The sequence below is a fragment of the Gemmatimonadota bacterium genome (assembly GCA_022560615.1).
Classification (GTDB): Bacteria; Gemmatimonadota; Gemmatimonadetes; order Longimicrobiales; family Gaopeijiaceae; genus UBA1138.
Genome location: JADFSR010000045.1, coordinates 1 through 22,744, shown reverse-complemented (window position 1 = coordinate 22,744; position 22,744 = coordinate 1). Strand labels below are relative to the sequence as shown.

The 22,744-nt window shown below is 64.4% G+C and carries 22 protein-coding genes; 20 read left to right on the top strand and 2 right to left on the bottom strand.

Annotation, left to right across the window (positions count from 1 at the left end):
• Positions 1-76: 76 nt before the first annotated feature.
• Complete coding sequence (locus IIB36_17610) at positions 77-1,003, bottom strand: zinc dependent phospholipase C family protein (GenBank protein MCH7533556.1); 927 nt, start codon at positions 1,001-1,003, stop codon at positions 77-79.
• Positions 1,004-1,020: 17 nt separating this feature from the next.
• On the bottom strand, positions 1,021-1,617 hold the full coding sequence (locus tag IIB36_17605) for a hypothetical protein (protein ID MCH7533555.1): 597 nt from the start codon (positions 1,615-1,617) through the stop codon (positions 1,021-1,023).
• A 258-nt stretch (positions 1,618-1,875) separates the two neighbouring features.
• Here IIB36_17605 and murA point away from each other — a divergent pair, with 258 nt between their 5' ends.
• The 20 genes from murA to rodA all read left to right on the top strand — a co-directional run bounded on the left by murA (position 1,876) and on the right by rodA (position 22,707).
• A complete protein-coding gene (gene murA, locus IIB36_17600; GenBank protein ID MCH7533554.1) occupies positions 1,876-3,165 on the top strand; it encodes a UDP-N-acetylglucosamine 1-carboxyvinyltransferase in 1,290 nt (429 codons plus the stop codon).
• A gap of 71 nt (positions 3,166-3,236) precedes the next feature.
• A complete protein-coding gene (locus tag IIB36_17595; protein MCH7533553.1) occupies positions 3,237-3,665 on the top strand; it encodes a hypothetical protein in 429 nt (142 codons plus the stop codon).
• 224 nt (positions 3,666-3,889) lie between these two features.
• A complete protein-coding gene (locus IIB36_17590) occupies positions 3,890-4,387 on the top strand; it encodes a ribosome maturation factor RimP (GenBank protein ID MCH7533552.1) in 498 nt (165 codons plus the stop codon).
• Positions 4,388-4,397: 10 nt separating this feature from the next.
• Positions 4,398-5,840, top strand: coding sequence for a transcription termination factor NusA (gene nusA, locus IIB36_17585; GenBank protein ID MCH7533551.1), 1,443 nt, complete (start codon positions 4,398-4,400; stop codon positions 5,838-5,840).
• On the top strand, positions 5,818-6,156 hold the full coding sequence (locus tag IIB36_17580; protein MCH7533550.1) for a ribosomal L7Ae/L30e/S12e/Gadd45 family protein: 339 nt from the start codon (positions 5,818-5,820) through the stop codon (positions 6,154-6,156). Before nusA ends, IIB36_17580 begins: the two co-directional genes overlap by 23 nt.
• Before the next feature lie 7 nt (positions 6,157-6,163).
• Complete coding sequence (gene infB, locus IIB36_17575) at positions 6,164-8,854, top strand: translation initiation factor IF-2 (protein MCH7533549.1); 2,691 nt, start codon at positions 6,164-6,166, stop codon at positions 8,852-8,854.
• Positions 8,855-8,870: 16 nt separating this feature from the next.
• Positions 8,871-9,152: a DUF503 domain-containing protein gene (locus IIB36_17570; protein ID MCH7533548.1), complete on the top strand. Its 282-nt coding sequence runs from the start codon at positions 8,871-8,873 to the stop codon at positions 9,150-9,152.
• Positions 9,152-9,550: a 30S ribosome-binding factor RbfA gene (gene rbfA, locus IIB36_17565; protein ID MCH7533547.1), complete on the top strand. Its 399-nt coding sequence runs from the start codon at positions 9,152-9,154 to the stop codon at positions 9,548-9,550. The genes IIB36_17570 and rbfA overlap by 1 nt, the downstream gene beginning before the upstream one ends.
• Positions 9,547-10,422 carry a tRNA pseudouridine(55) synthase TruB gene (gene truB / locus IIB36_17560; protein MCH7533546.1) on the top strand — a complete coding sequence of 292 codons (876 nt, stop codon included), beginning with the start codon at positions 9,547-9,549 and terminating at the stop codon, positions 10,420-10,422. Before rbfA ends, truB begins: the two co-directional genes overlap by 4 nt.
• A complete protein-coding gene (locus tag IIB36_17555; GenBank protein ID MCH7533545.1) occupies positions 10,419-11,369 on the top strand; it encodes a bifunctional riboflavin kinase/FAD synthetase in 951 nt (316 codons plus the stop codon). Before truB ends, IIB36_17555 begins: the two co-directional genes overlap by 4 nt.
• A 92-nt stretch (positions 11,370-11,461) precedes the next feature.
• A complete protein-coding gene (gene rpsO, locus IIB36_17550) occupies positions 11,462-11,722 on the top strand; it encodes a 30S ribosomal protein S15 (GenBank protein MCH7533544.1) in 261 nt (86 codons plus the stop codon).
• 223 nt (positions 11,723-11,945) lie between these two features.
• Positions 11,946-14,135 carry a polyribonucleotide nucleotidyltransferase gene (gene pnp, locus IIB36_17545; protein MCH7533543.1) on the top strand — a complete coding sequence of 730 codons (2,190 nt, stop codon included), beginning with the start codon at positions 11,946-11,948 and terminating at the stop codon, positions 14,133-14,135.
• Between the two features lie 9 nt (positions 14,136-14,144).
• Positions 14,145-15,497 carry an insulinase family protein gene (locus IIB36_17540; GenBank protein ID MCH7533542.1) on the top strand — a complete coding sequence of 451 codons (1,353 nt, stop codon included), beginning with the start codon at positions 14,145-14,147 and terminating at the stop codon, positions 15,495-15,497.
• Positions 15,498-15,500: 3 nt separating this feature from the next.
• Positions 15,501-16,616: an alanine dehydrogenase gene (ald, locus tag IIB36_17535; protein ID MCH7533541.1), complete on the top strand. Its 1,116-nt coding sequence runs from the start codon at positions 15,501-15,503 to the stop codon at positions 16,614-16,616.
• Entirely contained in the window at positions 16,613-17,059 is a 447-nt protein-coding gene (dut, locus tag IIB36_17530) for a dUTP diphosphatase (protein ID MCH7533540.1), read from the top strand. Before ald ends, dut begins: the two co-directional genes overlap by 4 nt.
• A 126-nt stretch (positions 17,060-17,185) precedes the next feature.
• Positions 17,186-18,220: a rod shape-determining protein gene (locus IIB36_17525; protein MCH7533539.1), complete on the top strand. Its 1,035-nt coding sequence runs from the start codon at positions 17,186-17,188 to the stop codon at positions 18,218-18,220.
• 11 nt (positions 18,221-18,231) lie between these two features.
• Positions 18,232-19,122 (top strand): rod shape-determining protein MreC, encoded by an 891-nt coding sequence (locus IIB36_17520; GenBank protein MCH7533538.1) that lies wholly within the window; start codon positions 18,232-18,234, stop codon positions 19,120-19,122.
• The gene (locus tag IIB36_17515) at positions 19,119-19,601 is read left to right on the top strand and encodes a hypothetical protein (GenBank protein ID MCH7533537.1); all 483 of its coding nucleotides are present in this window, start codon (positions 19,119-19,121) and stop codon (positions 19,599-19,601) included. Before IIB36_17520 ends, IIB36_17515 begins: the two co-directional genes overlap by 4 nt.
• The gene (gene mrdA / locus IIB36_17510; protein MCH7533536.1) at positions 19,598-21,475 is read left to right on the top strand and encodes a penicillin-binding protein 2; all 1,878 of its coding nucleotides are present in this window, start codon (positions 19,598-19,600) and stop codon (positions 21,473-21,475) included. The genes IIB36_17515 and mrdA overlap by 4 nt, the downstream gene beginning before the upstream one ends.
• The gene (rodA, locus tag IIB36_17505; protein MCH7533535.1) at positions 21,472-22,707 is read left to right on the top strand and encodes a rod shape-determining protein RodA; all 1,236 of its coding nucleotides are present in this window, start codon (positions 21,472-21,474) and stop codon (positions 22,705-22,707) included. The genes mrdA and rodA overlap by 4 nt, the downstream gene beginning before the upstream one ends.
• Positions 22,708-22,744: the final 37 nt, after the last annotated feature.

Sequence of the window (22,744 nt, the reverse complement as noted above, 5' to 3'; positions counted from 1 at the left end):
CGCGCACCCCGAGAAACCCGGTGGATTGGCGCAACCGGAAACCCGCGCCATTGTTGGAGGAAGTACCCCAAAGCGCTTACCTCGACCTGGCGCTCACTCCGGCTGCGAAGGCCGGGTCGCTGACCTCGGGCCAAAATCGAAGCGGGCCGTCCGGGAACGGAAAAAAGGCATCGGCCATCTCGGTCAGCACTTCAGGCTGGTCTGCCGAGTGGTCCCAAAGCGCGCGTCGGCGCACCTTCTTGGCCAGCCTGAGATTGAGCTCCCCAACCGGGTCTAGCTGGGCGGCACCCGAGTCGGCCCGGTTGTTCAGGTAGTCGACCACGTGATCGAAGGCGAACTCGAAGTATCGGTCGACCACCGGGTCGGGGAGATCGAAGCGCGAATTCGCGACTACCTGCCCGAAGATCCGCTGCCATCGTTCATCGCCCGTGAGGCGAATCATGCCTCGGAAGATCCTGCGGTTGGCCTTGAAGCTGAAGATCGTGCGGCTCAGGACATCGTCCAAGAGCTCGTCTGCGTCGGAATGTTCGTTCTCCACGACCAACGCTCGGGCCTGCTTGAGGAAGTCATCGCCCACGTGCAGGTCCATCCTGTGTTCCCAGTACGCATGACCGAGCGCCTGGGTCGTGCTGGTGAGCAAGAGTTGGCGCGGCACGAAGACGTTGTGTGCGATCGCGTCGGCGGCGAGGTGGGCGAGGTATCCGTATCCGAGTGCTCGAAGGCGTTCGGTATCGGCGGCATCGAGAATCTCCTCGCCGATGGACCAATTGTGGCAATGCCTACCCTCCGGCACGTACTTCTTCGCGAACGAGATGTCCGCTGCGATCGAGCCGTAGAGGAAGTCGAGAGGATAACGCTCGAGCAGCCCCCGGATCGCCGGTGGGATCAGGTAGAGAGCGCCGAGTACCACCTGACCCAGCGCAACGTGCGTCGCGGGCCCCCAGGCGGCTGCCGGTTGGGGAACGAGGAGGAGCCAACCGAGCGCAACGAGGAGCGTGGCCATGGGGTTGCCGATGAGGCTCAGCCCTCTCGTGTAGGCAGCGCCTCTGGGTCGTCGACGAGTCGTAGTGCCTCGTCGGCTGCGTTCGAGACGCCGTCCGTGTCGTCGGCCTCGCGCAAAACACTGTCCGGCTGGTCGGCCTCGACCGATGCGGTGGAGGCGCCACGGGTGATCGCGGCTGCACCCTCCCGGACGCCGCGTATGGTCGCCGCGGTATCGATGAACATGCCCTCGGCCTCCTCCTGAACGACTTCCATGAGCGCGTTGAAGTCCTCGATACGCTCCTCCATGCGGTCGGAAGCCTGGTGGAGTCGGTCGCTCAGCGTGCGCACCGACGCGTTCAGCCGCTCGACATCCGTGCGCAACGCCTGTGAGATGAACTCGACGTTGTCAGAGATGGCGCGCGCGCGGTCTGAGACGGGTCCGAGGTTCTGGCCCACCGCAGTTCGCACTCTATCCAATGTACGGTTGATCTTGCGTGCGAGCGCCACCCCCGCGAACGCCATGACGACGATCGCCACTCCGACCACGATCATCGCGATATCGGCGGCCATCGCGAGCCCGTCGCCCGCTGCGACGGGGCTCTGAAGCGGTGTGAGCGTGAGAAGGATTCTCATGACTTTAGTCTAACCGCTCCTGGGTCGGAACGCTGCGCTAACCGTGCCTTGCTCCCGTGATCCCGAGCTCGATGAAGCCGGCAAGGATCTCGTCGATCGTCTCGGGGTCGTTGATCACGGCCACGAGAAGGCGTTGCTCGTGCGCCCTAGTCATCGTGCGTCAAGAAGAGGAGGCGCAGGACTCAGTTGCTGCTGAGTGGAGACGAGCGGTATCTTCGGGGCCGCACGACCCCACCACCACCCCGTTTCTCGGAGACTATGGGGACTTTCGTGGTCGAAGGCGGGCACCGGCTCGAAGGCCGGATTCGCCCTGCCGGCAACAAGAACGCTGCTCTGCCTTGCCTCGCCGCAACGGTGCTCGCGGCAGAACCGGTGACGCTCCACAACATCCCGCGGATTCGGGACGTGCTCACGTTTCTGGAGATCATCGAATCGCTCGGAGCGCAGGTTGGCTGGGATGGGGCGAACGATGTCACCATAGACGCCTCTTCCGTGCACACGAACTCGGTGGATCGCGTACTTGCCGAGCGCATCCGCGCGTCGCTGCTGCTCGCCGGCCCGCTGCTAGCCCGATTTGGCCACGTGGAGCTCCCCCCTCCCGGAGGCGACGTGATCGGGCGGCGCAGGATGGACACCCACTTTCTGGCCTTCGAGGCACTGGGTGCAAAGGTGACTTTGAATGGCGGCTTCACCCTCGCCGCCGAGCGGCTCCTCGGGGCGGACATGTTTCTGGACGAGCCGTCGGTGACGGGTACCGAGAACGCGATCATGGCCGCAGTCCGCGCCGAAGGCCACACCCGAATTCGCAATGCGGCGGCGGAGCCCCACGTCCAGGATCTCTGTCATCTGCTGAACTTGATGGGTGCGCGAATCAAGGGTGTCGGGACCCACATCCTCGAAATCGAAGGCGTGCAGTCTCTGCACGGTGCGGAGTATACGATCGGCGCCGACCACATCGAGACGGGTTCGTTCATCGGCCTCGCGGCGGTGACCGGTAGCGACATCACGGTCGAAGGGGCGCCGCTCGAGCATCTCGACTCCACGCTGCTGGGTTTTCGGCGCCTCGGTGTCGAATGCACCGTGGAGGGCACGGATCTGCATGTGCACGGGTCAGCGCGACATAAGGTCCGGCAGGACGCGTTCGGTCATGTGCCCAAGTTCGATGACGGTCCGTGGCCTGCGTTCCCCGCGGACCTCACGGCGATCGCGGTCGTGGTCGCAACGCAGTGTGAGGGCACGGTGCTCGTGCACGAGAAGATGTTCGAGTCGCGCATGTTCTTCACCGACAAGCTGGTCGCGATGGGGGCGTCGATCATCCTGTGCGACCCTCATCGCGCGGTGATCGTCGGACCGACTCCGCTCCAGCCCACGGTGGTCGAGAGTCCGGACATCCGCGCGGGAATGGCATTGCTCATCGCAGCCCTCGGAGCCCACGGGACCAGCATGATCCACAACATCCGGCAAATCGAACGCGGCTACGAGGCTATCGACGAGCGGCTCGCCGGATTGGGCGCGCGCATCAAGCGCACTGAGGAATCGTACGGTTGAATCGAGTGCCGGCTGGGCACCGTAGGGCGGCGCAGGAGCGGAAACTCACTGAGTAGAGCTGGGGACGCACGATGACCGAAGAAAAAAAGGGCGCGAAAGAAAAAGTCTCCGACGGCATCAAGCAAGGCATCGGCGTGCTTTCCGCGTTCAAGGACGCGCTGGAAGAGACGATCCAGGAGGCGAAGGAGAGGGGCGATCTTTCGACGGAGCGGGCGCGAGAGGTCATGAAGTCGGCGCTCGAAAAGGCGCAGTCCGCGGCCGAGGAGGCGAGGGAACGGCTCGACTTCGTCACGCAAAAGGAATTCGACAGCCTCAGGGGCGCGGTCGATGTCATCAAGGAGCGGGTAGGCTCACTGGAAGGCCACCTCGGCTTCGGGCGAGGAGACGGTGAAGACGGCGATCTAGCGGAAGCCGACGAAAGAGCGCCGGACTCCGCCGCGGACGCGGGAGTCGACGACGGCGCCGGGCAAGGCGAGAATGCGGAGGAGAAGTCCGAATAGGGGTGTCTCGCGGCCGTCTAGCTGGCCCGAAGCACCGACCTTGAGCGCGTTTCGGCCCTTGTCTATATTGTAAGGCTGGCTGGACCGCCACCGGGCGGTTTTTCACCGGGCGGTCGTTTTTTCGTGAAGTGGGGGAGTAGGCAGCCCCCGCTTTTTTGTTCGAAGTGCGTTTGGGGGGTGCGTCGCTCTTGCGGTGTACCCCCATTGAATTGGAGTGAGGGTCGATGCGAGCCGTCGCTGTTGCCGTCGTCGAGCAATACCTCGAGAGCGGGGTCGAAGACCTCGGATTCGAGCTCGTCGACGTCCGCTGGGGAGGAAGTGATCGACGGCCGGTTCTGCGCGTTCGCATAGACCGTGTGGATTCGACTCCGGAGAACGGAGTCACCGTCGGGGACTGTGCCAAGGTGAGCCGAGCGCTCGAGGCATGGTTGGACGAGCATGAGGCGCTCTCGGAGCGCTACGTGCTCGAGGTCTCTTCGCCTGGGGTCGAGCGTCCACTGAATAAGGCGCGGGACTTTGATCGCTTCAGCGGTGAGAAAGTGGTGATCAAGGGTCGCGAGGTTCTTGCGGGTCGGTCGCACCGACTCGAAGGCGAGCTGCTCGGGCTCGACGGAAGTACGGGGGAGTCGGATGCGATTCGCCTGCGACTCGCCGACGGTGATGAGGTGGTCGTTCCGCGGTCGAAGATTCGGGACGCACACTTGGTCTTCACGTGGAAGTGAGGAACTAGATATGGCGAACGCGGCGCAAATCGTAGCGGCCTTTAGAGACGTGGCGGCTACCAAGAGCCTAACCGAGGAAGAGATGACGGACCTGGTAAAGGACGGCATGCTCGCGGGGCTGGCTCGCATCTATGGACCGACCGTACAAGCCGAAATCGAAATCGACGACACGACCGGCGAGTTCGACATCGTGGTGCTACGCCGGGTGGTGGCCGAGGTCGAGGATCCGGCAAGTGAGATCGCGCTCGAAGAGGCCCGCTGGGACGACGAGGGCTTTGAGGTCGGTGACGTCATGGAAATCCCCGTCGACTTCACGGAGTTCGGCCGAAACGCCGTCATGGCCGTAAAACAACGGATTATCCAGCGCGTTCGAGAAAACGAGCGCGACCGGATCCGAGATGAGTTCGAGGACGAAGTGGGTGAGCTGCTCTCCGGTGAGGTCCAGCAGACGGAGCGCGGAAAGCTCGTTCTCATGCTCAATCGCGCGCGCGACGCCGATGCGATCATCCCGTGGAAGGATCAGAATCCGCGCGAGCGGTTCCGCCAAGGCGACCCGATCCGAGCGGTACTCAAGAAGGTCGAGGAGACGCCGAGGGGCCCGCGACTCATTCTGTCCCGGGGGGACCCTCTCTTCGTCTCTGCGCTGTTCAAGCTCGAAGTCCCGGAGATCCACCAGGGCATTGTCGAGATCCGTGGAATCGCCCGCGAAGTGGGCGGCCGGACCAAGATCGCCGTCTATAGCCGCGACGAGTCGGTGGATCCGGTGGGCGCGTGTGTGGGACTCAAGGGCTCACGCGTCCAGGCTGTCGTTTCTGAGCTCGGTGGAGAGCGGATCGACATCGTGCCTTGGCATCCCGACACCGAGGTGTACGCCCGGCGGGCGCTGGCGCCGGCGCGGGTCTCCAAGGTCTTCAGCGACACCGAACGCCAAGTGATCACGGCGATCGTGGGCGAGGATCAGCTCTCGCTTGCGATCGGTCGGAACGGACAGAACGTCCGGCTCGCGTCGCAACTGATCGGGTGGCAGATCGACCTTTACGGCTCGCGCGAATGGCTCGAGCGCGGGGCCGATCTCTCGCTCTTCAAGGTGAGCACGGAGAACGACTATGAGACTGCGGATTTCCCGCTTTCCGAGCTGGATTTGCAGGCGCCCACACTAGCGGCTCTATCTGCGGCCGGGTATGATACTTTTCTACAGGTCATCGACTTGGACCGCCGGGATTTCCTCGGGATCGAGGGTCTCGGGGAGCAGGACGCGGACCGTCTTCTTCAGCTCATCGACGAGTTGACAGTGATCGAAGGCGAGGTCGCTGACGGCGAAGAGATGAAGAAACAAGACGAGTCGGCAGCGGAGGTCGACACCGAGGCTGCAGGCGACGCTGAGGTCGCGGCGGACGCCGCTGACGCGGAAGTGTCGGAGGAGGTCCCACTTGAAGGGGAAGGGGAGGCCTGAGGTCTTCCGACTGCTGGGCCTGGCCCGACGGGCCGGTGCAGTGGCTCCAGGTACGGATGCCACCCGCCGGGCGATACGTCGAGGCGAGGCCCGGTTGGTTTTGATGGCAGGGGACGCTTCGGGTGTCCAGTTGGATAAAATACGGAAGGAGTTGAGCAACCGCCCGATCCCCCAGGTCATCCTGGGGGATCGAGCCACGTTGGGCGCTGCCATTGGGAAGGCTCCCGTGGCGGCCGTAGCGGTGACGGATGAATCGCTCGCGACACGGCTGCTTCAGGAGCTGGACAGTGCGGTCGCACGCGTAGTGGAGGAATAGCGACAGAATGCGGGTTATCGAGTTAGCGCAGGAACTCAGTGTCGACGCCGAGGCGCTCGTTTCCTTGCTCCGCCAAATGGGCATTCCCGTGGCGGGCAAGGACGCGACGATCACCGATGGTCAGCATGACAAGGTGCTCGCAAAGGTCGAGCGTGAGCGGCGTGGCGGCAGCACTGATCCAGCGGCGGCGATCCAGGCCGCTCTGGAAGAGGCGGCGCCAGCGCCTAAGAAGCGTCGTCGCCGCCGCCGCAAGGAGGACGTGGTTGAGGCTGAGCCGGTAGCGGAAGAGGTCGAGGACTCCGTCGAAGGGACCGAGGCGGAGCTGACCGGGGGCGACGCGGAGGACGACCAGGGTTCGCTCATCAGAGCGGAGCGGATCTCGAACGGCGAAGACACCGCGCCGGGCGACGACGATGCCCCGGTGGCCGGTGACGGAACGCCAGTGGAGGGCGATGACGCCTCCGCCGACGAGGATGATGCTCCGGCCGGTGGTGACGATGCTCTAACGGAAGGCGATGACGCCCCCGTGGACAGCCCCGGCGCTGACGAGGCTTTTGTTCGCGAACCCGTGCCGGCCGAGCCTGTCGGTGAGTTGGCGCCGCCGCCGGCGCCAGCCCGTGCCGGTGTGCTCGATGGGCCGGTCCGCACGATCCGTCGGCCGAGTCCTGCACCCGCCGCGAGTGCGGGCCCGGGTGGTCAGGTACGGATCCAGGCCGAGGGGTACACCGCCGACGGTCACCGTCAGGGCAGGGACAGGAAGAAGGGGAAGCGCCAACGCGTGGACAAGGACGCGGTACAGTCCAACATCCATCGTGTCATGGCGGAGATCAAAGGTGGTGGCAAGAAGCGTCGTCGCAAGAAGGGCAGGCTCTCAGCCCAGGAGACGGAGGCCCAGGAGGAGCTGCATAGGGAGGAGCAAGAGCGCGAGCGGACGACGGTTCGCGTAAACGAGTTCCTGACGGTCGCCGAACTCGCGGAGCTCGTCGACGTGACCTCCACGGACATCATCGGGTCTGCCTTCAGGAACCTCGGGCTGCTCGTGACGATCAACCAGCGCCTCGACTTCGATCAGATCGAGATGCTGCTGGAAGAGTTCAACTACACCGCCGTTCGCGAAGAAGCATACGTCGCCGAGCCAGAGCTCGCTGTCGTCGAGGACGCGCCGGAAGATCTCTTGCCGCGGTCACCGGTCGTGACCGTGATGGGTCACGTCGATCACGGAAAGACGCTGCTGCTCGACCGCATCCGTGACACCAACGTGGTGGCCGGAGAAGCAGGGGGAATCACGCAGCACATCGGCGCCTATCACGTTGACGTCGGCGGCGGTCGCAGCATCAGCTTCCTCGACACTCCGGGACACGCTGCCTTCACGGCGATGCGTGCGCGTGGTGCGGACGTCACCGACATCGTCGTCCTGATCGTAGCGGCGGACGACGCGGTGATGCCGCAGACGATCGAGGCGATCAGTCATGCGAAGAACGCGGGCGTGCCGATCGTGGTGGCGATCAACAAGGTTGATCTGCCTGCGGCCGACCCCGAACGAGTGAAGCAGCAGCTGCTCCAGCACGCCATCAACGTGGAGGATTTCGGAGGTGACGTGCTCGCTGCGGAGATCTCGGCGAAGACGGGCCAGGGTGTGGAAGACCTGCTGGAAAAGGTGCTCCTTCAAGCCGAGATGCTCGAGCTCAAGGCGAACCCCAATCGTGAAGCTCAGGGCACGGTGATCGAGGCCCAGTTGGACATCGGTAAGGGCCCGGTGGTTTCGGTACTCGTGCAGGCTGGCACGCTCCGCGTTGGAGACTCGTTCATCTGCGGCCTGTACGACGGCCGAGTGCGCGCGCTACTCGATGAACATGGGCAGAACGTCGACGAAGCTGGACCGGCCACGCCGGTCCAGGTCTTGGGCGCCGGCGGCGTGCCGCAGGCGGGTGACCTGTTCCAGGCTATGGAGGCGGTCAAGGCATCCGAGATCGCTTCGAACCGTCAGCGGCTCGACCGCGAGAAGCAACTCCGCATTCGTGAGCGGGGAGTCAAGCTCGGCGACTTCGGTGCGCTGGCCGCGCAGGGCAAGGTTTCGATGCTTCCGCTCGTCATCAAGGGAGATGTGGATGGCTCTGTCCAGGCGCTCTCCGATTCGCTGGAGCAGCTCGGGACCGACGAGGTGAAGGTCGAGATCATTCACCGTGCGGTGGGTGCGATCAACGAGTCTGACGTGTTGTTGGCGCAGACGTCGGGCGCGGTCATCATCGGCTTGGGGGTCCGTCCGCAGACCTCGGCGAGACTCGAGGCGGAGCGGGAAGATGTGGACATCCGCACATACGACATCATCTACGAGGCTGTCGCCGACGTGACTGCGGCACTCGAGGGGCTGCTCGAGCCCGAGAGGCGGGAGATCATCGAGGGCACCGCCGAGGTCCGAGAGATCTTCAGGGTCAGCAAGGTCGGGACGATTGCGGGTTGCTACGTCATCGAGGGTCGCATCGACCGCAAGGGACGCGGGCGTCTGATCCGTGACGGTATCGTGGTCTACGACGGCGAGATCTCGTCACTGAAGCGTTTCAAGGACGACGTCAAGGAAGTCCGAGAGAGCTTCGAGTGCGGTATCGGCATCGCCAACTTCAACGACATCAAGGTCGGCGACGTCATCGAATGCTACACTGTCGAAGAGGTCGCTCGGACCTTGGCCGGGGCGAGCTAAGAAGGGTGCCCCCACCATGGTTGTCGCGTCGCTGACCTGGGATCTAGCGCTACCGGGCTGCTCGTCTCTCAAGGAGAAACGATCGGTGATCCGTTCGCTTCGTGATCGGCTCGAGAACAAGTTCAATGTGTCCGTAGCCGAGACTGACTTTCAGGACGTGCACGCACGAGCCCAGATCACGGTCGCTCTGGTCGCATCCGACGGACGTCTCGCCGAGTCCACGCTGGACAAGATCGATCGCTTCGTCGAGAACCACGGCGTAGCACTGATTACGGGCGTGCGCCGAGAGCTCTACTGATGGCGTCCAAGCGGGTGGTTCGACTCAACGAGCAGCTCAAACGCGAACTTTCGGAGCTCATCCGCACTCAGGTTAGGGATCCGCGAGTCGGCGTCGTCACCGTCACGGCGGTGGAGATAGCGTCGGACCTCGGCTCCGCGCGGGTCTTCATCCGCATCATCGGCGACCAGGCCGAGTTCCAGGAGACACTCGCTGGCCTCGATGCTGCTGCGCCGTTCCTACGTGGGCTGCTCGGGCGCTTGTTGCACATCCGACGGATTCCTGAACTGCGCTTCCGTGAGGACCGTTCCATGGAGCACGCGCGGCGGATCGAGAAGCTACTGTCTGAGGTTGTCGTGCCGGAGGAAGAGACGGTTGAGGAGGCCGACGCGGAGAATCCGCCCGAGAGCTCGGAGTGACGGACCTCGACATCGTACTTCCGCTCGACAAGCCGGAAGGGCCCACATCGCACGATGTGGTCGCGATGGCGCGAAAAGCTCTGGGCATCCGGAGGGTCGGCCACACCGGCACGTTGGATCCGTTCGCCTCCGGACTCTTGTTGCTCTGCATCGGGAGGGCGACCCGGCTCGCCGAGTACCTCACGGGCTTGGCCAAGTCGTACGATGCGGTCGCGCGCCTCGGTATCACGACGGACACCGAAGACCGGGACGGCGAGCCCGGCGAGGAACGCCCAGGCTGGTCCGACCTGACGCGTGAGGTCGTTGTGGCCGCGATGCAGGGGTTCAGGGGTGGCATCGATCAGGTGCCACCTCAGTTTTCGGCCAAGAAAGTAGACGGTGTGGCAATGCATCGGCGTGCACGTCGTGGAGAACACGTCGCACTGGCCGCGCGCGCGATCACGATTCACGAACTAGAGCTGCGCTCACTCGATCTGCCCTTCATGGAATTTCGCGTGCGTTGCTCGAGCGGGACGTACGTACGGTCGCTGGCGCGAGATATCGGGGAGGCCCTCGGCGTAGGCGCCCACCTGACCGGGTTGAGGAGAACGTCGATCGGGGCGCACACGTTGGAACGGGCCATCACTCCTGCCCAGCTCGGGGATCCCGAGGCGGTGTCGAGGGCCGCGCTCTCACCGCTCGATGCGCTCGGGCACCTACCCGCCGTCGTCGTCGACGAGAAGAGCAGGGACCGACTCGCGTTCGGTCAAACGGTCGACGCGCCCGAGGCCGCGGAGGGCGAGCACATCACCGTGGCATGCGACGGCCGTCTGGTGGCGATCGCTGAAGTACGCGCGGGGGCACTCAGACCGAAGAAGGTCTTTCTACCGTGACCGCGGCCGTGCGCTGGGCGTACCCACCGGGCATCCCCACAGACAAGGGGACCGTCGTCACGGTCGGCACGTTCGACGGTGTTCACCGCGGACACTGGGCCGTGCTCGAGGAGATCCGAGAACGTGCGCGTGCTGCCGACCGTCGCAGCGTCCTCGTGACCTTCGATCCACACCCGCTGCGGATCGTGAGGCCGGAGCATGCACCGCCGCTGCTGACGACGCCGCTCGAGAAGAAGGAGATCCTGGCGGAGAGCGGGCTCGAATACGCGGTCTTCATCGCGTTTACGGAGACCCTGTCCCGCTACTCGCCTCGTCGTTTCGTCGAGGAGATCCTGGTCGACCGCCTCCACGTCGAGGAGCTCGTGATCGGGTACGACCACGGCTTCGGGCGCGACCGCTCCGGCAACGCCGACACGCTGCGGGAGATCGGAGCGGACCTCGGCTTCGAGGTCGACGTGGTGCCGCCCGTGGAGGCCGGGAAGGAGGCTGTCTCCTCCACGCGGATTCGCGAGGCTGTCGCAGACGGGCGGATGGAAGAGGCCCGGATGTGCCTGGGAAGGTCGTACTCCATTCGCGGTGTGGTCGTCCGTGGGGACGGGCGGGGAAGGGGGCTGGGCTTCCCGACCGCGAACCTCGAGGTGTCGGCGAGCGAGAAGTTGATTCCGCCGTCGGGGATCTACGCAGTTCGTGGCGTGCTCAAGCAGGGCACCTACGTCGGTGCCTTGCACCTGGGTCCCCGACCGACCTTCATGGGATCTCCTCCCAGCATCGAGCTGCACCTGCTCGACTTCGACGGCGATATCTACGGTGAGGTGGTGAGGGTCGACTTCGTGCAGTACTTGAGGCCGGTGTCGCCGTTCGACAGCGCGGAGGCGCTGATCGAGCAGATGCGGGCGGACGTTGACCTGGCTCGACGCGTGGTAGACGAGGATCCGGGGTTTCCTTAGCTTACGGGCTGACAAAGAACGCGCGTCCGCAGTTGCGGCACAGCGCTCTCGCTTCCCTTGCAGCGACTGACTCTCGAGGAGGCCGACGCCCTATGGCGATCGTCAAGGAAGAGATTATCCAGAAGTACCAGCTCCACGACAACGATCGTGGAAGCACCCCGGTCCAGATCGCGATCCTCACGGCTCGAATCAACGATCTGCGGAGCCACTTCGACGCCCATAAGAAGGATCACCACAGCCGCCGCGGCCTGCTCAAGATGGTCGGGCGTCGTCGTCGCCTTCTCGAGTACATGAAGAAAACGGACGTCGAGAAGTACCGCGGCCTGATCAAAGATCTAGGCCTGCGGCATTAGTACCCTGCGGCGGTCGCCTCGATGGCGGTCGCCCCATTTGTTTCAGTCGAAGCGGTTGTGCGCCTCGGTTGGGAGACGGCCTACGATTTGGCTGCGGAAAACGGGCTCACGCATGAGCGTGCCCCGAGCGGCGGTCGCTCTCTCCTCCGGTTCCCACGGCACCTCGGCATTCAATCCAAGGCTGGGGATGGTCCCCGGCCGAAACCGAAGTGAGTAGAACAACATGATTCAGAGGATGGAGCGCCAGTTCGCAGGACGGACGTTGTCGCTCGAAATCGGCCGCATGGCCAAACTCGCGCAGGGCTCCTGCCTGGTGCAGTACGGCGATACGGTGGTGCTGTGCGCGGCCACGGTTCAGGACAAGCCAACGCACCTCCCATTTTTCCCCCTCACGATCGAATACCGTGAAAAGTCGTATGCGGCGGGCAAGATTCCCGGCGGCTTCTTCAAGCGCGAAGGACGCCCGGGTGAGAAAGAGATTCTTGCCGCCCGCCAGATCGACCGACCAATCCGGCCCCTGTTTCCGAGCGGGTTCAAGAACGAGACGCAGATCGCGTGCTTCATCTTGTCGGCGGACCAGGAAAACGACGCGGACGTCCTCGCTCTGCTGGGTACCTCGGTGGCGCTCAACATGTCGAAGATTCCGTTCAATACGACGGTGGCCGCGGTCCGAGTGGGCCGCATCAAGGACACGTGGGTGTTGAACCCGACCTTCCAGCAACTCGAGTACTCCGACATCGACATCGTCGTAGCGGGTTCCGCGGAGGCGATCACGATGGTCGAGGGAGGTGCGCTCGAGGTGCCAGAGAGTGAGATCCTCGAGGCGCTCGAGGTCGCGCATGCCGGCATCAAGGAGCTTTGCGTCCTCCAGGACGAGCTTCTCGAAGGCCATCGCGTGCCAGACATGGAATGGACGCCTGTCGAGCCGGACGCCGAGCTGAGGGACAAGGTCGAAGGCATGGCCGCCGCCAAGGTCGCCGAGGCGCTGAACCTCGGTGACAAGCAGGAGCGGAATCAGGCGATGGCAGCGGTGACCGAGGACGTCGTCGCGACGCTCACCGAGGAGGACGAGCAGTACGCGGAGCACGAGAAGGACATCGGCGAAGTCCTGCGCGGCATCGAGAAGAAGACGATGCGTCGACAGATCCTCGACAAGGGCGAACGCGCCGATGGACGGGGTCTGGACGACATCCGTCCGATCACGAGCGAAGTCGGCGTGCTTCCGCGCACGCACGGTTCGGCGCTCTTCACGCGTGGTCAGACCCAAGCGCTCGCCGTGATAACGCTTGGCACGTCACGGGACGAGCAGCGAATCGACTCGATCGACTCCCGAGAGGAAGTAACCAAGTCGTTTATGCTGCACTACAACTTCCCGCCCTTCTCGGTCGGTGAGGCGCGCCCGTTCCGCGGTACGTCACGTCGTGAGGTCGGCCACGGGAACCTAGCGGAGCGCGCGATTCAGCCCCTCTTGCCCGCGTACGATGACTTCCCCTACACGATCCGGATCGTCTCGGACATCCTTGAGTCGAACGGTTCGTCCTCCATGGCGACGGTGTGCGGTTCTTCACTCGCGCTCATGGACGCGGGCGTTCCCATCAAGGGCGCGTGCGCGGGCGTAGCGATGGGCCTGATCAAGGAGGGTGACGACGTCGCGATCCTCACGGACATCCTCGGGCTCGAGGACGCGCTCGGCGACATGGACTTCAAGGTCGCCGGCACACGTGAGGGTGTGACCTCGATCCAGATGGACATCAAGATCCAGGGTCTCACGGTGGACATCCTCAGTGAGGCGCTCGAGCGCGCGCGCAAGGGTCGGCTTCACATTCTCGACCTGATGGACCAGGCGCTCAATGAGCCGCGCAGCGATCTCTCTGCCTACGCGCCGCGCATCGTGTCGATCCAGATCAACCCCGAGAAGATCGGTGAGATCATCGGCCCGAAGGGCAAGACGATCCGGGCGATCCAGGACGAGTCGGGTGCCACGATCGACATCGACGACAGCGGTCTCGTGAAGATCGCCGCAGTCTCGAGCGAGGCGGGGGCGCGGGCTCGGGAGATGATTGAAGCGATCGTGAAGGACCCCGAGGTGGGCCGGATCTACGAGGGTCCGGTGAAGAACACCACTACGTTCGGTGCCTTCATCGAGATCATGCCTGGCACGGAAGGCCTGTGTCATATCTCGGAGTTACAGGAAGGCCGCACCGAGAAGACCGAGGACGTGCTCAGGAAGGGCGACATCACGAAGGTCAAGCTGCTCTCGATCGACGAGAAGGGTCGCCTCAGGCTGTCGAGAAAGGCTGCCCTGGCGGAGCTGGCCGCGGCGACCGAAGACGGCGACGGCGCAGCCGAGGGGGGTGGCGATGACGCCGGGCCCGAGGGTGTGGACGAGGCGGTCAAGACCGCCGGCGCCTGAGTAGGCCGGGTGCCGGGTAGGACCACGAGGGAGCACGGGCATACACCCGTGCCCACTCAGGCTTCCACGCGTACCGAGACGCGCGCCGCCGCGGACGGTACGGACATGATGGCCGAGTCGGTTCTCGACTGCGGCATCCACGTTCTGAGCGAGTACATACCATCGGTTCGCTCGGCGAGCGTCGGCGTCTGGTTCCGCCAGGGTGGAGCGCACGAGCCGTTGAGGGACACGGGCGTGAGCCATCTGCTCGAGCACATGGTCTTCAAAGGGACCGAGCGACGCTCGGCCGCCGAGATCGCGATGGCGCTCGAAGGCCTCGGTGGCTCGCTCGACGCCTATACCAGTTGCGAGCACACTTCCTATCAGGCCAGGGTCCTGGACGACCACCTCGGTGAGGCACTCGATGTTCTGGCCGACTTGGTGTTGGATCCACTGCTGCGTGCGGAGGATCTGGAGCTCGAGCGGGAGGTCGTTCTCGAGGAAGTCGCGCAGGTCGAGGATACGCCGGACGACCTGGTCTTCGAACTCCACTCTGATCTTCTCTGGCGGGGGCACCCTTACGGCCGTTCGATCCTCGGCACGAAAGAGTCCGTCGCCGGCATGTCCATCGACACGCTACGCGATCTACATGCCCGGACCTATTGCGGGGAGAACCTGATCGTCGCGGCCGCTGGGAACGTGCGACACGAGCGTCTGGTGGAGTCGGTCGAGAGCCTTTTCGGCTCTCGATCCAGGGGCCAGCTGAGCGACGTCGTCGCGAGCCCGGGACGCACTCTCTCCGGGGAGCGCCGAATCGCGCGTTCGACGGCGCAGACCCATGTGGTGCTCGGGACCGGCGTTCCGGGGCACGCGCACAAGGACCGGTATCCGCTCGCGCTGCTCTCTTCGGCGCTGGGCGGGGGCATGAGCTCCAGGCTTTTCCAGAAGGTGCGCGAGGAGCTCGGGCTGTGCTACTCGGTGTACACGTACCAATCGTTCTACAGCGCGTCCGGTCTTTCAGGCGTGTACGTCGGCACGCGGCCAGCGACGGCGGACGCCGCGGTCGACGCGATCTCGGCCGAGATGGCCCGCATGGCCGAGCTCGGTCTCAGCGCGGACGAACTGGAGCAGACTAAGAGGCAGGTGAAGGGGCAAGTCATGCTGGCACTCGAGTCGACCGGGGCGCGGCTGCACCGGCTGGCGTCGTTCGCGCTCCACCGGGAGCCGTTCCTAGGGCTCGATGGCCTACTCGACAGGATCGATTCGGTGACGGTTGAGGACGTGTGTCGCGTCGCGGCCGAGTTCTACGATCCCGACCGCCAACTGGTGGTCCGACTGGGCCCGGACGCCGCGAACGGACAATCCAAGCAAGGAAGTGAGTAGCGGATGCTGATCGGTGTACCGAAGGAGATCAAAAGCGACGAGTATCGCGTCGCGTTACCACCGGCGGGCGCGGAGATGCTCACGCAGGCCGGGCACGAGGTCCTAGTAGAAAAGGGTGCGGGTTTGGGTAGCGGCTTCACCGATGACTTCTACGAGAATGCCGGTGCGGCGATAGTCGAGGCCGCGGACGAAGTCTGGGCGCAGGCCGAGATGGTTATGAAGGTGAAGGAGCCCATCGAGTCTGAGTGGCCCCGCATGCGCGAGGGCCAGGTCATTTTCACCTACTTCCACTTTGCTGCCAACGAAGCGCTCACCAGAGCGTGCGTCGAGTCCGGGGCGATCGCGATCGCGTATGAGACGGTCGAGCTGCCCACCGGAGAGCTGCCGTTGCTCACGCCGATGAGCGAGGTCGCAGGCCGCATGGCGATCCAGGAGGGTGCGAAGTACCTGGAGAAGCCTCAGGGTGGCCTCGGTGTGCTGTTGGGAGGTGTGCCCGGTGTGTTGCCGGGCAAGGTGCTCATCCTGGGTGGTGGAGTTGTCGGAACCAACGCGGCGAAGATGGCTGCCGGCATGGGGGCCCGCGTGCACCTGATGGACATCAACCTCGAGCGCCTACGCTACCTCGACGACGTGATGCCGGCGAACGTGCACATGCTCTACAGCACGAGCTACGCGATCCGCAAGCAGGTTCGAGATGCCGACCTGATCGTCGGTGCGGTTCTCATCCCCGGCGCGAAGGCGCCCCACCTCATCCGTCGCGAGGATCTCAGCCTCATGCGCCCCGGCACGGTGATCGTCGACGTCGCGGTCGACCAGGGCGGGTGCGTAGAGACCATCAGGCCCACCACGCATCGCGATCCAGTCTACACGGTCGATGACGTCATCCACTATGCGGTAGCGAACATGCCCGGTGGGGTTCCTCGTACGAGCACGCTTGCTCTCACCAACGCGACCCTACCGTACGCGATGTCTCTTGCGGGCAAGGGCTGGAAACAGGCGTGCCTCGATGACGGGGCGCTGAAGCTCGGCGTGAACGTCGTCAGCGGCCATGTAACGTACCGCGGTGTCGCGGAAGCTTTTGACATGGAGTGCCACGACACCGACGGCTTCCTCGATTGACCTCGCTCGTCCGCTTTCTCCGGCTTCCGTCCAACCCGGACCTGCCGCTGCCGTGTCGTGGCACGCCCCAAGCGGCCGGCTACGACATCCGCTCTGCCGAGGACGAGGTCGTGCTGCAACCGGGCGAGATCCGGCTCGTGAGCACGGGCCTCGTCATCGAGCTGCCCGAGCTTATGGAATGCCAGGTTCGGCCGCGTTCTGGGCTCGCGCTCAAGCACGGAATCACACTCCCCAACAGCCCCGGTACGATCGATCCGGATTACCGGGGCGAAATCCGAGTCATCATGCAGAACCTCGGTCCGCAGGCCGTTACATTGCGACGCGGAGAGCGGATCGCGCAGCTCGTGTTTTCCCGCTTCGAGGCCCCGCAGGTGGTCGAGGTGGACGAGTTGAGCGAAACCGAGAGGGGCGAGGGCGGGTTCGGTAGTACCGGAACGAGCTAAACGCCTGTGGGACACTGGCATCCCTAAAGAGGTAAACGTATGTTCTCGGGCCTTTTGGGCCCGAGATAGAGCCAAACTCGGGTCTTTTTGGCCCCCTACTCACCAGAGAAGCTGACTTTGTCCGCACTGAGCGACTGGCTTGGCTCGGGGCGTCTCGTCCCGGTAAACGACATCGGCGTCGACCTAGGTACTTCGAACACGCTCGTCTATGTGAAAGGCGAGGGCATCGTCCTGAACGAGCCCTCGGTAGTTGCGGTCAACAAGGGCAGTCAGCGCATCATGGGCATCGGCCTGGAGGCGAAGCGGATGCTGGGCAGGACGCCCGAGGGCATCGAGGCGATCCGACCGCTCAAGGACGGCGTCATCGCAGACGTCGACATCACCGAGTTGATGCTGCGGCACTTTCTCAAGCAGGTGACCCAGAAGCGAGTCTTCCGTATCAAGCCGCGGGTGGTGGTGGGTGTGCCATCCGGTATCACGGAGCTCGAGCGACGTGCCGTACGCTCGTCCGCGATGTCAGCCGGCGCCAAGGTCGTCTACATGGTCGACGAGCCGATGGCAGCTGCGATCGGTGTCGGGCTCCCTATCGAGACCCCGACTGGAAACATGGTAATCGACATTGGTGGTGGTACGACTGAGATCGCGGTCATCGCGCTGTCGGGTATCGTGTCGAACACGTCGATTCGGGTCGGGGGCGATGAGCTCGACGCCGCCATCGTGACATTCCTTCGCAAGAACTACAACCTCCTCATCGGCGAGCCGACGTCCGAGGCGATCAAGATCCAGATCGGCTCGGCGTTCGACTTCGGCGAAGAGCGGGAGATGGACGTGAAGGGGAGAGACCTTGTCTCCGGAATCCCGAAGACGGTCAAGGTACACTCGCAGGAGGTGCGCGAATGCATACAGGAGCCGATCCAAGCCATCGTCGAGGCTGTACGGCGCGCCCTGGAGATCACGCCTCCCGAGCTGTCTTCGGACATTGTCGATCGTGGTATCGTCATGACCGGCGGTGGAGCACTGATCCGGGGACTCGATCGGCTCTTACGACACGAGACCAACCTACCGATCCACGTGGACGACGAGCCGCTCACGTGTGTCGTGCGGGGCGCAGGCCGCATCCTCGACGACCTGCAAAAGTACCGCACCGTCCTGGTCCCGTAGGGTAAGACGCGGTGCCGGCGTACGGAGCCAAGCAGGAGACCAACGGCGGCCGTCGACCGGGCATGCTCGCGGTTACCTTCGTGATCCTCGCGCTCTCGACATCGTATCTGCCAGCCACCGCCCAGCAGCGGATCGCGTGGACGATGAGGGTTACGGTTCTGCGTCCGTTCCTCGCGACGCAAGAGCGTCTCGCGGCGGCCCGAATGAATGCGCGGAACGTCGACGAGCTCATGGGGCAGATCGATTCGATGACCGCGGTGCTCTCCACGCAGGCAGCGCTCCTCGACGAGAACCGTACACTGCGCGATCTACTCGACCTCGCTGAGCGCGCGGGGCCGTCGTTCCTGCCGGCGACGGTGCTCCGGTCCGGTACGGCTGGCTCGGAAAGCCAGTTTCTGCTGCTGGTCGGCGCCGCTCAGGGGATCCACGAGGGTGCTCCGGTGGTGACCTGGCGCGGCCTCGTAGGGGTGATTCTCGAAGTGCGGGAGGAGATCTCGCTGGGCATGGACTGGACCCACCCGGACTTCAGGGTGAGCGCCATGCTCCAGGATGGGTCGATGTTCGGCATCGTCGAGAACCGACGCGGTGCGTTCCGCGAGGTGGACCGTCTCGTGCTCAACGGGACGGCCTTCAACGAGGAGGTCCTGCCAGGCACACCCGTCCTGACCAGCGGATTGGGTGGCGTATATCCGCGGGGGATTCCGGTGGGGGTAGTCGACGGAGTGGAGGAAACGCAGGGGCAGTGGGGAAAGAGCTATTGGCTACGGCCGATGGTCGAGCCGGGGGAAGTCACGCACGTTCTGGTCGCCACCCGAGGCGCCGGGGACGATATCGCGGCTCTGTGGTCGGCGGATACGGTGCAGACGGCGGAGGCGCGGGCGCGCGCGGGACGCAGCCCGTGAAGCCCGATGTTCGCGTCTGGCTTCTCTTTGCAGTCCTCGCGCTCACGCATCTCTTGCTGCACGTCGGATTCAGCATCGGACGGGCCGCGCCCGACTTGCTCACGGTTGCGCTGCTTCTCGGCGCGCGGGAGATGGGCATGGGACGCGCAGCCGGGCTGGGGCTTTTCTTCGGGTTGCTGGAGGACGCGCTCAGCGTGCTGTCGTTCGGGGCGAACAGCGTCGCGATGACGATCGTCGCCGCGCTCGGAGGGGTCACGAGGGATCTCTTCGTTGGAGACTCCGTGCTCTTTCTCGTATCGTACTTCATGATCGGGAAGTGGACCCGAGACCTGGTGCACTGGCTCATGGTCAGCGAGCAGCTCCGGCAGCCGTTCGTCGATCAGGTCGTCGTTCAAGGGCTGATCGGAGGGATGTACGCTGCGGTGGTCGGAATGGTGCTGCTCGCGGTCACCGGGCTGTGGCAGAAGGCGCCAGCGTGAACGTACATCACCCGCACGAGCGTCGGCGACGGGCGCGAGGTGCGCACATTCTCATTGCGCTCTCTTTCGGTCTGCTCGCGGCTTCGTTCTTCCGCATACAAGTTCTGGGGTCGGACGCCTGGGAACTCAGGTCGACTTCGAACCGGATCCGCCAGCTGCCGCTACCTGCGCCGCGCGGCATCATCTACGACCGGAACGGAGAGATGCTCGCCGACAATGTGCCAGGGTACGCGATCACCTTGCTGCCCGGTCCCCTCGACGAGGCGCGCGAGACACTCGAGCGCATGGGTGCGCACGTCGACATGCCAGAGGAGCGGATCGAACGACTGCTCGCCACGCTGCGCCGGTACGGGCGAGAGGTCGTGGTGGACGCTGATGCAGACTTCGAGATTGTGAGCGCACTCGAGGAACGTCACGACGAGTTCCCGGGCCTTTACATCGAGATGCGGCCGCGCCGCCGGTACCTGCTGGGAGAGGCCGCCGGGCACGTCCTAGGATACGTGGGAGAGATCACCGCGGAGGAATTGGGCTCGGACGCGTTCGCTGACGATCGCTACCGCCAGGGCATGCTGGTCGGCAAGAATGGGATCGAGAAACAGTACGAGCGGCTCCTTCAGGGCCGGCAGGGACTCAAGTACCTCGAGTTCGATGCACTAGGGCGCATCGTCGGTGACTTCGCCGGTGTTCGCACGGACTCGGGCGAACCGGGGCAGAACCTCGTGCTGAACCTGGACATGGAGCTCCAGGCGTGGATCCACTCGATTTTTCCGGATTCGATGTCAGGAGCGGTCGTCGCGCTCGATCCCTCGGACGGGGGTGTCCTGGCGCTCTACTCAGCACCCTCGTACGACCCGAACGACTTCGTAGGAGGGATCAGCACGGAGCTGTGGGCGTCTCTCAACGCGGATGAGCGCAATCCGCTGTTCGACCGGGCGGTGCTCGGAAAATACCCGCCCGCATCGACATGGAAGTTGGCTACTGCGGCGATCGCGCTGGACCTCGGTGTGGTGACGCCAGATGAGTATATGGCCGTGCCTTGTACCGGTTCCTTCACGTTTGGGACCCGGTCCTACGGATGCTGGTCCGCTCAAGGGCACGGCTTCAACAACTTGACCGAAGCGATCCGCAACTCGTGCGACGTCTACTTCTACCAGCTCGGGCTCCGCATCACGTTGGACCGCCTGCTCCGTCGCGCGACCGAGATCGGGTTCAGCCAGCGCTGTGGCATCGACCTCCCTCAAGAGAGCCAGGGCACGTTTCCAGCTGACCGGTCGTTTTGGGAACGGCGCTTCGGGTACGCACCACGAGAGGGCGAGGTGCTCAGTCTCGCGATCGGGCAGGGGCCCAACGACCAGACCCCGCTCAAGATGGCGCAGTTCTACGTGGCGCTCGCGCGCGACGGGTCCGCGCCGCCCCCTGCGCTCGCCCAGGGCGTCGATCTGGGGGAGGGGTGGTCTCTCGACCTCGCGCCTGAACACTTGGAGACGCTTCTCGACGGCTTACGCGCCGTAACGGCTCCGGGAGGGACAGCCCACTTTGGGACCTCGCTGGAGTACTGGGAGGTCCTCGGCAAAACGGGCACGGCTGAGCACGCGCTGAGCCAGGCGGGCCTCGCACCCCCACACGCCTGGTTCACCGGTATGGCTGGGCCGTTCGGCGGTCCGCCCGAGATCGTGGTCGTGGTGATCGTCGAGTACGGGCAGAGCGGGAGCCGAGTAGCAGCGCCGATCATGTCCAAGACCGCGGACTTCTACCTCCGCAAGAAATACGGCATCCCGATCGACTCGGTGCAGACCTATCTCGAGCACGTTCAGCGAGGCCCGGTACCCGCGTGGTACCGCGATCGCTATCCCACGAACGGCGGCACGCGGTGATCCGCGCGCTCGAAAGGTGGGCGGTGGACCCTCTGCTCGTCTTCGCCATTTTCGCGATGACGCTCTTCGGAGTCGCGATGATCTACTCCGCAGGGGTAGTCCACATCCCGAACGACGTGACGCAATACGCGTGGATTCGCCAGGCCGCGTGGTTCGTGATCGCGCTGGTAGCGTTCACGGTCCTCGCCCGGGTCCCGCTGCGCTGGATCGAGTGGGTCGCGGTCCCGTCATACGTGATCGGCGTTCTCCTGCTCGCCATCACACTCGTCATCGGGACGGGCGCTGGAACGGCCGTCGGCGTGAAGAGCTGGATTCGTATCGGCCCGATCGGGTTCCAGCCGTCCGAAGTCGCCAAGATCGCGACGATCCTGATGCTTGCCCGAGTGCTCTCCCAGCGGAAAGAGCAGCTCACCTCGCTGCGCGACCTGCTTGTGCCATCGGCGCTCGTGGGACTCCCGCTCGCGCTCGTCATGCTGCAGCCGGACCTGGGTACCGCGGTGGCGTTCGGCGGAATCCTCTTCGCGATCTTGTTCTGGGCGGGTACCCCGGTGGTGCTGCTGCTTCTCGTCGCGAGCCCAGCGGTGGGTCTGGCGCTCTCCTTCGACACACGGATCTGGTCGGCGTACATCGTCGGGGTGATTGCTTTCCTATATCTGTACCGTTACCGCCTCTTCCTATTCGAATCAGTCGCCGTGGTATTGGCGAATTTCGCGGCCGGCACGATCTCGCGGCCGCTCTGGGAATCTCTCGCGACGTACCAGCAGAACCGCATCCTCGTCTTCCTCAATCCGGAGGTCGACCCGCGCGGGGCGGGCTATCAGGTCATACAGTCGAAAGTGGCGGTCGGTAGTGGGGGTCTAACTGGACAGGGGTTCACCATGGGCCCGCAGAAGCGTTACGACTTCCTGCCGGAGCAGCACACGGACTTCATCTTCAGCGTGGTAGGCGAGGAGCTGGGCTTCGTGGGCACGATGGCCGTCATCCTCGGATTCGGCTTCATTCTAGCGCGCTTGGTGCGCATGGCCGAGCGGTCCCCGGATCCCTTTGCCGGCCTAGTCCTGCTCGGTATCTTCGGGGCCTGGATAGTCCACATTTTTGTCAATGTCGGGATGACCATCGGGGTCGTGCCGATCATTGGCATCCCGCTGCCCTTCGTGAGCTATGGCGGCACGTTCCTCCTGATGTCCTGGGTCGCCGTCGCGATCGCCGTCCGGGTGGCCCACGAACGATAGGAAGTCGCATGGCGTGGTTCCGAAAGGACAAAAAGCC